The organism is Neisseria sp. P0019.S002 (genome assembly GCF_051957155.1).
GTDB classification, from domain to species: domain Bacteria; phylum Pseudomonadota; class Gammaproteobacteria; order Burkholderiales; family Neisseriaceae; genus Neisseria; species Neisseria perflava.
On record NZ_JBQCWS010000004.1, the window covers coordinates 295,512 to 308,280 of the forward strand.

Below are 12,769 nucleotides of genomic sequence, written 5' to 3' on the forward strand. Positions count from 1 at the left end.
TTATTCTCCCAACCACTCCGGCGTCTCATCTTGAGGGGCTTCCATCGGTAGATCGTAGCTCTCGCGGATGATGTTGCAATCCAAAATAATCTGATTCAACGCCCCGACCATTTTTGCCTGATGACTAATCCCGTGCGCCTCACTGTGCGCATTAAGTTGGTCGAACAAATCTTTCAGACGGCTCACTTGACTGCGGATACCGACCTCAAGGCTTGATAACTGCATCGTCAATTCACTGCCCACATCTTCCGCCTTCGGCTCTCTTACACCGGCTTGCTTCTTAGCCAGCTTTTCCGCCAGCTCATCGACCTTTTTGTTTTTGTCGGCGATGACTTTGTCTTTCGCTTCGGCGGTTTCACGGCTTTCGCGCAAGGCGGCGCGCAATTCGTTGCGTGTCATACGGTCGATGTCGTCCAATGTGTGGCCGTTGATGTCGCCGCCTTCTGCCAGTTCGATGAGTGAATCGTCATCTTCAACTAAAAGTTCGAGCAGCTTGGATTTGCCTAAATCCATCAATTTGGGTTGGGCTGCTTTCATTTTCGGATCGATAAAACGCAGCGTCGCATTCATCAAGCGTTGGGCTTCGCGTTTATGCAGACCAAACTCTTTTTCAGTAATCTCCGCAAACCGGCCATGCGGTGTATGCTCTTTAATGATGATGAGTGCGCGGCCCAGCTCAAACATACCTTCCATGGTTTGGCGTACCGCAAAACGTCCGCGTTCAATCCAAACCGCTTCGTTGTAGGCTTCGCCGCCGGAATACTTCTCCATTACCGCCATACTGTGGATGGCCAGCTCGTTTGGCGTTGCGCCGACTGTGTGTCCCAATACTTCTGTTGCCATTTTTCTCTCCGTCAAATGCGACGCCAGCGTCGCATTTAATAAATTCGTTGTTCAAGTTCCTGCAAGCGTGCTTTCAGGCGTTCGTGTTGCTGGCGGAATCCTTCCGCAATCTGCAAGGTCTTCACGCTGTAAGCAAAATTGCCGTTATCCAGCTTTACCACCAAGCCCTCGGCAATCAGGTCATCCAAATCACGGCTTACCTGCGTGGGTGAGAGGCCGAGGCCGTCTGAAATTTCTTTGTTACTGATACCGATAATCGGGTGGGCTTCCAAGGCTTTAAAAACCCGCAGCAGTCGGATGCCTTTGGTACTCATCACGCGCTCCGTTTCTCTGCTTCCGATTTGGCCTTTATTCCCAGCTCCACTGCGATTTCATGCGCTTTGCCGCGATTGGCTTTAATCGTGCCGTTTAAAATCCGCGACACATATGTCGGGTCGTACCCCCGCTCGTCGCACCAAGATTTGATGGTTTCGCCTCGTTTGCGGAAACCTTCCTTCACTTTTTCTGCATTCACGGAATATCTCCTATTTCCATCTCGTGATAGAATGTTGAATATTTAAAGATTTAAACAATCTTGCTTAAATGTTGGATAAATATTAACTGGATTATTTCCATAATGCAAGATTATTTCTAGGATATTTTTCGAGATTAATTCTATGAGTTTGATTTTTACTGGAAATATTCGCAAGTTGATAAGCGAAAAAGACCTGACAATTGCAGAATTTGCTGAAGCGATTAATGAAAAACTGTCGCGTGTGAATGATGTTTTAAGCGGAAAACAACGTCCGCCATTTGATATGGTAGAAAAAATCCTGACAACTTTTGATATTGACGCAAATTGGTTGATTACAGGAAAGAATAGTTCTTCTAAAAATCCAGATGAGCAAAAGAATTATTCCGAAGAACATGAATACGACTACGTCCCGATGTTTGATGTTGAGGTGTCTGCAGGCAACGGTGCAGCCGCCTATGGCGCAACCGAACCGGCCATGCACTTGGCGTTCCGCAAAGACTGGCTCAAATCACGCGGCCTGTTTGCAAAAGACCTCAACTGCGTGGTGGCACGCGGCGACAGCATGGAGCCGACCATCAACAGCAAAGACACGCTATTGGTCGACACCAGTAAAAACAACCCGCGCGACGGCCATATCTACGTCATCCGCAGCGGCGACGTGTTATGGGTAAAGCGTGTCCAACGCCAAATCGACGGCAGCCTGCTCTTAATCTCCGACAACTCGACCTATCCACCTATGCCGCTGATGCTGGCAGACCACCCCGACATACAGGTCATCGGGCAGGTGGTTCAGGTTTCAAAAGACTTTAATTAACTTACAATAGGAAAAATGATGACAGAAACGAATTACTCTTTTGAAGGGCTGGTAATTGAAAAAATTATTACCCATCGTATTTATCCGAAAAATGAAAATAGAGAGCGTGTAGAACCTAAAATCAGTACGCAGTTGATTGATTTGCCTATTATGGCAAGAAGAACATTGGAAAACAGGCTGACCAAAGCTTTGGGTAATAAATCTCATGGCATTGAAATGTCTATTGCCAATACGGCTGAAAATAGTTTTTTTCAGATAGCAGCAGCCATACAACTCAAAGAGGAAGCAGAGTTTATTGAAGATTCCGCACAATTTGCTCACATGTTGACCGATGCACAACTGAATACGAATGCACCGGGTGGTATTTTGTTGGTATTAAAAGGTAGGGTTGGAGATACCGGCAAACCGTTTTTATGTGTGATTAAGGCTGAGCCTCAAGATGGGTTCAGGACCAAAGAAGAGGATGACTTTATCACGATTGAATTCTTAGAGGAATTATTGCTGACCGATTCAGCAAGACTATTCAAAATAGGTTTTTTGGTAGCCGAAACAGTAAGGCCGCAGGAGCAAATACAATCTGGGAATTATCGGGCTTTTTTGTATGACCATCTGATGACACAAACGGAAACTAGGCCAGCAGCTTCCTATTTCTACCAAGTGTTCTTAGGCATGAGTATAGCTGCTTCTTCCCGTAAGCTGACACAGAATTTTTTTGAATGGACACGTAATTTTATCGATAACTCTGATTTGAGTGATGATGAAAAGTTAGATACACATGAAGCATTGCGTGTCACATTGAAAAGTGCAGCAGCAACCATCAGCGTTAACGATTTTGCTCAAAATTATTTACCTGAAGACAAGCAAAAAGCTTATACAGAATTTATGATAGCTAAGGATTTTCCTCAAAATGCTGTAAGTAAGGATATTGAATATATTAAAACTCGTTTACGCAAACGGAGGTCTTACGGATTTAGTAACGGTGTAGTTATCTTGACTCCTCCCGAGCATACTCAAGACTATATGGAAATTGCGCCAACGGAAGATGGGGAATATACTGTTGTCACAATTAAAGGACAGTTACAACAACAAAAATGAGCGATATTGATGATTTCAAAAGCTATTTAGAAAGCCACCAAGCGGCATTTGCCGCTTGGGGTAGATTTGTGGCTGAAGAAATTCAAAATCAATTATCCAATGTCATTTCTCCTGTTCCGGTTGCCAATTTTCTAAAAATTGAAGCAAAGCCTAGAGTCAAAGAGATTTCTTCAGCTCTGGCCAAGATTGGCCGAAAAAATTACACTTCACCTCAAACTCAAATGACTGACTTGGTCGGCGTACGTTTTGTGGTATTGCTTGCGGAACATATTCAAATAGTTTGTGAAATCATTGAATCCTCATCACAGTGGAATGCTAAAGTTTCGAAAGATTTTGCAGATGAAATTCAGCAAAATCCCAAAGCATTTGACTATCAATCCAAACATTACGAGATTCGTCCTAAACAAGCATTCATTACACCCGAAAATGTCAGCATCCCTGCTGATTTGTGCTGTGAAGTTCAGGTGCGTTCTTTACTCCAACATGCTTATGCAGAGCTGGTTCATGACAATATATACAAGCCTGACGGCAATGTTCCAAAGAAAGCAGAGCGCGAAGTCGCGAAGAGCATGGCTTTGATGGAAACTACAGATGACTTATTTAGTCGTACTCTGGCAATTTTGAAAGAAGCAAATCAACCACAAGAAGAACTTCTTCCCCAATTATCACAGCTTTATCAAGAGGAAATAGGGCTTGTTCCTGAAGTTGATAAAAAAACCAATATGATTTTTCTAGAAACATTTCAATCCAGCATTGACCCTTCAAATATTCTTGCTAATATCCGGTCACTTTTGAATGAGAAGAAATATCTTGCTAATCGGATAAAAGAAAATGCTGAAGAAATGTATTTTTTCAGTCAGCCAGCAGCTTTGTTGGTTTATTGGCTGATTGAGAAAGTTGGTGCAGATGAAGTATGGAAAAAATGGCCTTTGCCTGCATACAACAAAAACCTGAAATTCATTTGTACTGATTTGGATAAGCAACCATCCCATGAACTCTTTTAACCCCCTTTAAAAGCCCATTCAGACGGCCTTTTCTAAAATCCCTGTATTGATTTCAACCTCAATACAGGGATTTTTTATGTCCACCAAATTCAATCAATTCATTGAGCGCGTCCTCTCCCACGAGGGCGGCTATGTCAACCATCCCAAAGACCCCGGCGGCGAGACCAACTGGGGCATTACCAAACGCACTGCTCAGGCAAACGGCTACAACGGCTCCATGCGTGCCATGACCCGTGAGCAGGCGATCGGCATTTACCGTCAAGCATTTTGGGAACGCTATCACGCCGATCAAATGCCGGAAGCGGTTGCGTTCCAATTCTTCGATGCCTGCATCAACCACGGTCATGGCAATGCTGCCCGTATGCTGCAACGCGCCGCAGGCGTGCCGGACGACGGCGTTATCGGAGCATTCAGCCTCAAAGCCATCAATTCACTTCCTGAAAATGACCTCCTGCTCCGTTTCAACGCCGAGCGTCTGGTCTTTTATACCAAGCTGGGTACGTTCACATCATTTGGCAAAGGCTGGATTCGCCGCGTGGCACAAAACCTGATTCATGCGTCTGCAGATAACACCGATTAAAGGGAGAAAACCATGTCAAAAAAGTCACTCATCGCCCTAATGACCGCAGCCATGCTGCCCGATTTCAGCCACAGCGACCTGGGCATTCGCTACGCCATGCCGACTCAGGGGTGTTGGACGCAAGCCCACCGCAAGAGCGGGGTAGCCGCCGCGAAACGCGCAGCCAAAAAAAAGCGTCGTCAGTAACTGCCTTTTTCAAATGGTTGGGCGGCCTGGTATCTAATCCGGCCACAGGGAAAATCAGCCATACCAAACTATGGGCAAACGTGGCAGCCGCCTCTATGACCTATAAGTTCTCGCAAACAGCGGATGCGCCGGAATGGCTCTGGTGGGCTTATGGCGCATTGGTCGGCGGGTATGCATTAATCAAACGCGGCATCGCGGCGATTCCGCAGGTCGCTGAAATCCATAAAGGAAAAGACGATGTGGAAAACGCTTAATCCTATTTGGCAGACCCTGATTCTGATTTTGCTGATAGCAGGTGCAGTACCAACGATTTATTTCTGCGGCTATAAGTCCTCAGCAAAGAAGGCGGAAGCTGAAAAAGCCGAAGTCATTGCTACTTATCAGGCTTCAGCCTTGGCCGCCGAGCAGCTCTATACCGAAAAGCTCAAAGCGGCTAATGAAGAAAAACAGCGTTGGTTTGATTTCGCACAAGCACAAAGCCGCGATTTGGCAACCGCCTATCAGCAAATCGGCCGCCAAGCGGCTCAATTGGAGAAGCAGATTGATGAAACTGTACAAAAAGACGGCAACCGTTTTAATGGCCTTGGCACTAACAGCGTGCAACTCTACAACCGTGCCCTCGGCCACGATTAAAACCGTTACCGTAGCGGAAATTCCCCCCGTCTCTTCCGAGCTGCTGCTCGTTCACGAACGCCCCGAGCGTCTGAGTGGCGGCTCGCCCGAACAACTTTTAAACCACGCCGTCCGCTATGGCGAATACTGCCAAAAACTGGAAAAACAAATTTCTGGCTGGCAGACATGGTACAAGAAAGGCCGTCTGAAAAATGACTGATTTTGCCGACCGCGCATCCGAACGCGAAGCCATCTTTCTCGCAGCATCCCTGGCAAAGCATCAACCGCCGTCTGAAACCACCGCCAGCCTCAGTCATTGTGAAGATTGCGGTGCGCCGATACCAAAAGCAAGACAACAGGCAGTCAAAGGCTGTACGCGCTGCGTTGTCTGCCAAGAATATTTTGAACACGGATGGCCATAAAAATGGAAAAAACCTTTATTCACATCGAGTTTTGGCAACTTGTCGGCTTTTTACTCTCATTCCTCGGCATCTGTTTCACCTTCGGCAAAATGCTGCTGGCTCAATTCCGCGAGCAGCAGGACGAACGCCAAAAACAGCAGGAACGCCTACAGGGTAAAGTCGAAATCATGGAAAACAAACTGGCGGAATTCAATGCCGGCCTGCCTCTGACATACGTCCTGCGTGAAGACTACATCCGCAATCAGGTCGTTTTGGAAGCCAAACTCGACAACGTCGCTGAGAAACTCACTGAAATCTACAAAATGGAAAGCGTAAAAAAATGATTAGCCAGGAACTGATCGCCAAACAACGGCGCGAGGGTATGCGTTGGAACATTATCAACACCCTTAATAAAGCCCGACCGCACACAACAAGCGAAACCTTCTTGTTGGACATCATGAACGCGATTTACCCGCAAACCACCGCACTGGAGCTGCGCCAACAACTTGATTATCTGGCTGACCGCAAAATGGTAGACCTCAATAAAGCCCCGCACGGCCTGTGGTTTGCCGACTTGACCAGTTTGGGTGTCGATATTGCCGAATATACGGTGGAGTGCCGTGCCGGTATTGCACGGCCTGAGAAAGTATGGAGCTAGGCATGGCGCAACGCAGCAGCATTGAAAAACTCCCCGAAGCCGTCCGGCACGAATTTGAACGGAAACTGGTAGAAAACGGTTTTTCAGACTACCAAGCCATTGCCGAATGGCTGCAAGACCAAGGCTATGAAATCAGCCGCTCCGCCGCCCACCGCTACGGCCAAAAAGTGCAACGCCGTTTTGCCGCCATCAAATCCAGCACCGAAGCCGCGCGACTGATTGCCGAAGGCGCAGCCGATGAAGGCGATACCCGTAGCGAAGCCCTGATGGCCATGCTGCAAACCGAACTGTTCGACGCATTGGTAGCCATAGGCGAGATGGACAGCGAAGAATTAAACGCGCTCGACCGTTTCGGCGTGATGGCCGAGGGTGCGAAGAAAATTAGCGGTCTGATTTCCGCCAGCACACGCCTGAAAGAGTATCAGGCCAAGGTCAAAGCCAAAGTACAGGCGGCCGCCGAAGATGTAGCCAAGCAGGCCAAGAAAGGCGGCTTGTCTGAAGAATCGGTCGAGGCCATCCGCAAGCATATTTTAGGGATTGCATCATGACGCCGTCTGAAATCCGAAATACCCGCCCATCAGAAGACCGTACCCCTACGGTCTTATTGCCGTATCAGCAGGCTTGGTGTGCCGACCAGTCGCCTGTGAAGCTGTGCGAGAAATCGCGCCGTATCGGTTTGAGCTGGGGAGAGGCTGCCGATACCGCCTTGCTGGCCGCATCCGCTAAAGGCATGGACGCATGGTACATCGGCTATAACAAAGACATGGCCTTGGAGTTTATCCGCGACTGTGCAGGCTGGGCGAAGCATTACCAGCTGGCGGCAGGCGAAATCGAAGAAACCGAGGAAGTGTTTGTCGAAGGCGACGATCGCCAGTCGGTACTGGCTTTCGTGATTCGCTTTGCTTCGGGCTACCGCATTACCGCCTTATCCAGCCGGCCTTCCAACCTGCGCGGTAAACAAGGCCGCGTGATTATTGATGAAGCAGCGTTCCACGAACAGCTCGGCGAATTGCTTAAAGCGGCAATGGCCTTGCTGATGTGGGGCGGCCAGGTGCATATCATCTCTACGCATGACGGCGTAGACAACCCGTTCAACGAGTTGATTAACGATGTGCGTGCAGGGAAAAAACCTTATTCCGTCCACCGCATTACCTTTGACGAAGCGGTTGAACAAGGCTTGTACCGCCGTATCTGTCTGCGTTTGGGCAAGGATTGGACACCCCAAGGCGAAGCCGCGTGGTGTAAGGAAATCCGCGATTTCTACGGCGAAGATGCCAGCGAAGAGTTGGACTGTATCCCGAAAAACGGCGGCGGCAAATGGCTCAACCGTGCCTTAATCGAAAGCCGTATGACCCCATACACGCCGGTTATCCGCTACGACCAGACCGACGATTTCGGCCTGCTGCCCGAACCGCGCCGCGCTGCCGAAGTGGCGGACTGGATAGCCGATACCCTGCAGCCGCTGCTCGACGGCTTGGACAAAACCCGCGTTTCTTTTGTAGGCGAAGACTTTGCCCGCTCGGGCGACCGCACCGTGATTGTGCCGCTCTTACAAAGCAAAGACCTGATTTTAAAACCGCCGTTTGTTTTGGAACTGGGCAATATGCCGTTTGCCCAGCAGGAGCAAATTATGCAGCACCTGTTGGCCAAGCTACCCAATCTGCGCGGCGCGGCCTTGGATGCGCGAGGCAACGGTCAATCTCTGGCCGAAGCCATGCGCGATGCGTTCGGCGCAGAAGTGGTGGAAGCCGTGATGCTGTCGGAAAACTGGTACCGCACCCATACCGCTCCGTTCAAAGCCGCCCTCGAAGACGGCACACTCGACTGCCTGCCGCGAGATGAAGACATCCTCACCGATTTACGTGCGTTCGAATTAGTCAAAGGCGTGCCTCGTATTCCGGACACCCGAACTAAAGGTCAAGACGGCAAAAAACGCCACGGCGACGCAGCGATTGCCTTTGTCCTTGCCCATTACGCCAGCCGCGAACTCAATACCGGACCGGTACGCGTGGCCAGCCGCCGCGTGCGTCGAATTAGCAGAACAACGCATGGCTTTTAGGCCGTCTGAAAAGAGAATCCCATGAAAAAACCGCATTTCAAACTCAAAACCAATCATGGCAACATCACCTTCAAACCCGATGACCTGACCGGCCATATCGCCGTCTCACGCCAATTTTTAGGCGGTTTCGGCGGTTGGTTGCCTAATCCTGACCCGATTCTGCGCAAGATGGGCAAGCAAATCCATGTTTACCGCGAATTGTTGCGCGACGAGCTGGTCGGTAGCTTCGTGCGCCGCCGCAAAGCCGCTGTGGCACGGCTGGATTGGAAACTCAGCGGCGATGAGGTCGAAGATCGTGTATTGGATTTTGTCGAAAATTGGCTGGCCGCTGATGTCGATGTTTATAAGATCTGCAAAGACATCATGAATGCCTCATTTTTCGGCTATCAGCCTATCGAAATTATCTGGCAAAAAGGCAGTCAATGGCTGCCGTCTGAAATTGTGGCCAAGCCGCAGGAATGGTTCGGATTCAATGATGAGCGTGAGTTGGTTTTTACCGAAAACGGCTTGAGCCAAGAGCCGCTACCGCCTTATAAATTTCTGTGTCCGCGCCATGAGGACGACTATCTTAACCCTTACGGCCTAGGTGATTTGGGTTTGGTGTTTTGGCTGGTAACTTTCAAACGCGGCGGCATGAAATTTTGGGTAAGTTTCACCGAAAAATACGGCGCACCTTGGCTCATTGGCAAAGAGCCACGCTCCAATACCCATAGCGACACCGAAAAGTTGCTCGACGCATTGGAAGCCTTAATAAGCAATTCGGTCGGCACGATTCCGAATGATTCCAGCGTCGAAATTCACGAAGCCAGCGGCAAGTCATCATCAGTAGATGCATTCGACAAGCTGCTGAAAGAGTGTAAGTCCGGCATCAACATTGCCTTGCTTGGCCAAGACCAAACCACCGACAAAGAAACCAACCATGCCAGTGCCAGCGCGGGCTTGGAAATTGCCGACGATATCCGTGACGGCGACCGCCGTATTGTTGAAGCGGCGTTTAACGAATTGATTGAATGGGTGGTGGAACTGAATTTTGGCGATGTGGCTTGTCCGAAATTCGAGCTGTTTGAAAACGAGGAGGCAGGCACAAAAGAGCGTGCTGAGCGCGACAGTTTGCTGTCCGGCGCGGGTGTGAAATTCACTCCGCAATATTGGAAACGCACTTATGGCTTAGAGGATGGCGACATCATCGAAACGGCTGAAATCCTGACCATGCCGTCTGAAAACGAACGCAGTGAGTTTCTGAGCAGCAAAAATCGGCCGGTCGATTTCGCAGAAAGCCGAGACGAAAGTGATGCCGGTTTAATTATCGACACACTTACCCCCGATGCAGGCCGTCTGAATGAGCAAGGCAAAGCACTGACGGTCGCACTGGTGGCCGAAATCAAAAAAGGAGAAACGCAAGACAATATTCTTGACCGATTGGCCGAAGCCTTCCCCAATATGGACGACAGCATCTTGCAAGAAGAGCTGGCACGAGTGATTTTTTTGTCGGATTTGGTCGGTCGTATTGAAGCGCGTGGAGAGTTGGCATGAATCCCGAAGACATCAAAGCCATTTTCGGCATGAAGCCCGAAGCGGCAGTCGAATACCTGAAGCAAAAAGGCGTGGCTGTTTCGTGGGACTGGCAGGACATGCTGGACGACGCACACGCCACCGCCTTTACCGTGGCCAAAACCGCAGGCATGGACGTGGCCAACGACATTTATCGCGCAGTCGTCAAAGCTGCAGAGACCGGCCAAACACTGGAGCAGTTTCAGAAAACACTTACACCGGTATTGCAAAGCAAAGGTTGGTGGGGACGCACCCCAACAACCAATCCGGACACTGGCGAAGCCCAAACTGTTCAACTCGGTAGCCCGCACCGCCTGAAAACCATCTATCTGACCAATATGCAGTCAGCCTACATGGCTGGACGCTACGCTGAAATGATGGATTCTGTCGACACCCACCCGTATTGGCAATACGTCGCTATAAACGACAGCCGCACCCGTGACAGCCACCGTAGAATGCACGGTCGTGTCTATGCAGCAGCCGACCCGGTTTGGGACACCATGTATCCGCCGTTGGATTTCCGCTGCCGCTGCCGCGTGCGTCCATTATCACGCGCCGCAGGAGAAAGCCGTGCCTTACCCAGTCCGACACTTGAGACTCAAACCGTCGACATCGGTAGCAACGAATACACCGGAGAAGCCCGCTACGCCCAACGCACCGGCTTGCGGATTGACGGAAAGTTTGTTGCCCCAAGCGCAGGCTTCAATGCCAACCAAGGAAAAGCCATGCTCTCGCGAATGGCTTCCGTAGCCGTCCAAAAAGCACAATCCGTTCATCCCGATATTGCACGCGTAGCCTTAAAAACCATGATGACCAACAGCAAATTCAAATCCTCATTATCTGCTGTCGATTTGGCATGGGTACTAAAATTAATCAAAGGTTAGATATGCTTGAAATTAATCTTGATACTTCATCACTAGATCGTGGCTTGAGCCAGCTTCTACAAAACGTAAGCCATCCGCGCAAAATAATGAAAGCCATCGCGACCGAAATGACTTCATTAACCGAAGAAAACTTCGAAAGCGAAAGTTTCGGTGGAAACAGATGGAAACAAAGCCAACGCGCAGCTCAAGGCGGGCAGACTCTGCAACTGACCGGCCAACTTGCAGCCAGCATCTCCACACAAGTAGGCAACGACTTTGCACGTATCGGAAGCAACAAACCATATGCGGCAATCCACCACTTGGGTGGCTCCGCAGGCAGAAACCATAGCGTCCAACTTCCAGCCCGACCCTATCTACCAATCAACGGCAGTGGTCAACTTCAAAACGGAGCAGATAAACGCATCCTTGATATTGCAATTGAGTCACTCAGCTCAGGCTTGTAAAACAAAAAAAGACGAGCAAATTACGCCCGTCTTTTTGTTGCACTCTATGAAACTGCTTTTCACAAAACCAATCCCACCAAATCCCGCTCCATCCAAAATAATCCCAATTATCTCAGAGACTCTATATATTTATCTCATTGGGTTTCACAATCACTTCAATAGTGGGAAGCGGTTGATGTGTTTGGCAAATATGGCTCGGGCGGTTTGCTGGAAGAAGGTACGCATGAAAAAACTAAATGTCTTGATGGGAATTTAGGGGAATTTTGCAAAGGTCTCGAGCTGTATTTCTTGCCATTTATTAGTGCACGAAGTAAAGAATGGGTTGTGATATTGAATGAGCAGGCAGATTTATTGGGTTATGCTATTGGCTGATTAGAATGGGTTTAAACATGGGTGACAGGGTGAGATGGCTGAGGTAGTCTCTCAGGTTTAGAAAGTTAGCTGTTAATATGGCGATTGAATAATATTGAATATGGATAGTAACTTTTAGGGGACTATCACTGTGAGAGAGGGGTGATAAATGGATTAAGCATTATGAATTTTATTAAAATAAAATAATCTAGAGGTGATAGAAAGTTGAGAATATAGGTGAGCAGGTCTAGTGTTGTATAAAAAATAAACACTAATCGCAGTGAGGTATAGGTTTAGATTGAATAGCATAATGTATTTAACTTTTTGATTATGCAGTAGCTGAGGTTTTAGTAAGTAGTGGATGATAGAAAAAAGTTTTATTTATAATTAATAAATCAGCTACCTTTGTTGAGTTGGTGCACCTATTCATAATAATTAAAAATATAATTACTTGAGAAGTTAATTTAGAAGGTACACTATAGTATAAACAATGTTTTGTATTGCATATATTTTTAAATTTATGTCAAATATTTGTAGATATTATTGAGCAAATCTTGTTAAAATACGCTATGTAAATATTTTTAGCTTTTAATAAGGTTGTAATTATATTAATTGGATGATTCTGTATCGTTTATTTCGTAGTTGCTGGTATGCGGCAAAGTATCCCGGTATCGGAAGAAGACGATAGTACTGATGCTTCACGTATGAAAGTCATTACGGCTGAAATAGATGCCTCAGTCCCTTTTAAATTGGGTAAGCAACAATTTTCATATG

At 48.1% G+C, this 12,769-nt stretch carries 19 protein-coding genes; 16 read left to right on the forward strand and 3 right to left on the reverse strand.

Annotated elements, in window-relative coordinates; translation table 11 throughout:
* From ACTHTY_RS08665 to ACTHTY_RS08675, 3 genes are read right to left on the reverse strand one after another with little or no spacing between them, the layout of a single operon-like run.
* Positions 1-843: a hypothetical protein gene (locus ACTHTY_RS08665; protein ID WP_070822345.1), complete on the reverse strand. Its 843-nt coding sequence runs from the start codon at positions 841-843 to the stop codon at positions 1-3.
* 35 nt (positions 844-878) lie between these two features.
* A complete protein-coding gene (locus ACTHTY_RS08670; protein WP_070822344.1) occupies positions 879-1,157 on the reverse strand; it encodes a winged helix-turn-helix transcriptional regulator in 279 nt (92 codons plus the stop codon).
* Entirely contained in the window at positions 1,157-1,357 is a 201-nt protein-coding gene (locus ACTHTY_RS08675) for a DNA-binding protein (RefSeq protein WP_070822343.1), read from the reverse strand. The genes ACTHTY_RS08670 and ACTHTY_RS08675 overlap by 1 nt, the downstream gene beginning before the upstream one ends.
* Before the next feature lie 142 nt (positions 1,358-1,499).
* Here ACTHTY_RS08675 and ACTHTY_RS08680 point away from each other — a divergent pair, with 142 nt between their 5' ends.
* The 16 genes from ACTHTY_RS08680 (at position 1,500) to ACTHTY_RS08755 (ending at position 11,644) form a co-directional block, all read left to right on the forward strand.
* Positions 1,500-2,171 carry a LexA family transcriptional regulator gene (locus ACTHTY_RS08680; protein ID WP_070822342.1) on the forward strand — a complete coding sequence of 224 codons (672 nt, stop codon included), beginning with the start codon at positions 1,500-1,502 and terminating at the stop codon, positions 2,169-2,171.
* A 15-nt stretch (positions 2,172-2,186) separates the two neighbouring features.
* Positions 2,187-3,266, forward strand: coding sequence for a nucleoid-associated protein (locus ACTHTY_RS08685; protein ID WP_254324909.1), 1,080 nt, complete (start codon positions 2,187-2,189; stop codon positions 3,264-3,266).
* Positions 3,263-4,270, forward strand: coding sequence for a GTP pyrophosphokinase (locus ACTHTY_RS08690; RefSeq protein WP_070822341.1), 1,008 nt, complete (start codon positions 3,263-3,265; stop codon positions 4,268-4,270). Before ACTHTY_RS08685 ends, ACTHTY_RS08690 begins: the two co-directional genes overlap by 4 nt.
* 76 nt (positions 4,271-4,346) lie before the next feature.
* On the forward strand, positions 4,347-4,850 hold the full coding sequence (locus ACTHTY_RS08695; protein ID WP_070822340.1) for a glycoside hydrolase family 108 protein: 504 nt from the start codon (positions 4,347-4,349) through the stop codon (positions 4,848-4,850).
* A gap of 12 nt (positions 4,851-4,862) precedes the next feature.
* Positions 4,863-5,036, forward strand: coding sequence for a hypothetical protein (locus tag ACTHTY_RS08700; RefSeq protein WP_168166708.1), 174 nt, complete (start codon positions 4,863-4,865; stop codon positions 5,034-5,036).
* Entirely contained in the window at positions 4,961-5,290 is a 330-nt protein-coding gene (locus tag ACTHTY_RS08705; RefSeq protein WP_070822339.1) for a hypothetical protein, read from the forward strand. Before ACTHTY_RS08700 ends, ACTHTY_RS08705 begins: the two co-directional genes overlap by 76 nt.
* Entirely contained in the window at positions 5,274-5,669 is a 396-nt protein-coding gene (locus ACTHTY_RS08710) for a hypothetical protein (RefSeq protein ID WP_070822338.1), read from the forward strand. Before ACTHTY_RS08705 ends, ACTHTY_RS08710 begins: the two co-directional genes overlap by 17 nt.
* Entirely contained in the window at positions 5,650-5,868 is a 219-nt protein-coding gene (locus tag ACTHTY_RS08715; RefSeq protein WP_049322366.1) for a hypothetical protein, read from the forward strand. Before ACTHTY_RS08710 ends, ACTHTY_RS08715 begins: the two co-directional genes overlap by 20 nt.
* Positions 5,861-6,070 (forward strand): TraR/DksA family transcriptional regulator, encoded by a 210-nt coding sequence (locus ACTHTY_RS08720; RefSeq protein ID WP_049332755.1) that lies wholly within the window; start codon positions 5,861-5,863, stop codon positions 6,068-6,070. Before ACTHTY_RS08715 ends, ACTHTY_RS08720 begins: the two co-directional genes overlap by 8 nt.
* Before the next feature lie 2 nt (positions 6,071-6,072).
* The gene (locus tag ACTHTY_RS08725; RefSeq protein WP_013448349.1) at positions 6,073-6,393 is read left to right on the forward strand and encodes a hypothetical protein; all 321 of its coding nucleotides are present in this window, start codon (positions 6,073-6,075) and stop codon (positions 6,391-6,393) included.
* On the forward strand, positions 6,390-6,707 hold the full coding sequence (locus tag ACTHTY_RS08730; RefSeq protein WP_049322364.1) for a hypothetical protein: 318 nt from the start codon (positions 6,390-6,392) through the stop codon (positions 6,705-6,707). The genes ACTHTY_RS08725 and ACTHTY_RS08730 overlap by 4 nt, the downstream gene beginning before the upstream one ends.
* A 2-nt stretch (positions 6,708-6,709) precedes the next feature.
* The gene (locus ACTHTY_RS08735; RefSeq protein WP_049322363.1) at positions 6,710-7,255 is read left to right on the forward strand and encodes a DUF3486 family protein; all 546 of its coding nucleotides are present in this window, start codon (positions 6,710-6,712) and stop codon (positions 7,253-7,255) included.
* On the forward strand, positions 7,252-8,766 hold the full coding sequence (locus tag ACTHTY_RS08740) for a terminase large subunit domain-containing protein (protein ID WP_070822337.1): 1,515 nt from the start codon (positions 7,252-7,254) through the stop codon (positions 8,764-8,766). Before ACTHTY_RS08735 ends, ACTHTY_RS08740 begins: the two co-directional genes overlap by 4 nt.
* 21 nt (positions 8,767-8,787) lie before the next feature.
* The gene (locus ACTHTY_RS08745; protein ID WP_063068484.1) at positions 8,788-10,299 is read left to right on the forward strand and encodes a DUF935 domain-containing protein; all 1,512 of its coding nucleotides are present in this window, start codon (positions 8,788-8,790) and stop codon (positions 10,297-10,299) included.
* Positions 10,296-11,201: a phage head morphogenesis protein gene (locus tag ACTHTY_RS08750; protein WP_070822336.1), complete on the forward strand. Its 906-nt coding sequence runs from the start codon at positions 10,296-10,298 to the stop codon at positions 11,199-11,201. Before ACTHTY_RS08745 ends, ACTHTY_RS08750 begins: the two co-directional genes overlap by 4 nt.
* 2 nt (positions 11,202-11,203) lie before the next feature.
* On the forward strand, positions 11,204-11,644 hold the full coding sequence (locus ACTHTY_RS08755; protein ID WP_063068482.1) for a phage virion morphogenesis protein: 441 nt from the start codon (positions 11,204-11,206) through the stop codon (positions 11,642-11,644).
* The last annotated feature ends 1,125 nt before the right edge of the window (positions 11,645-12,769 follow it).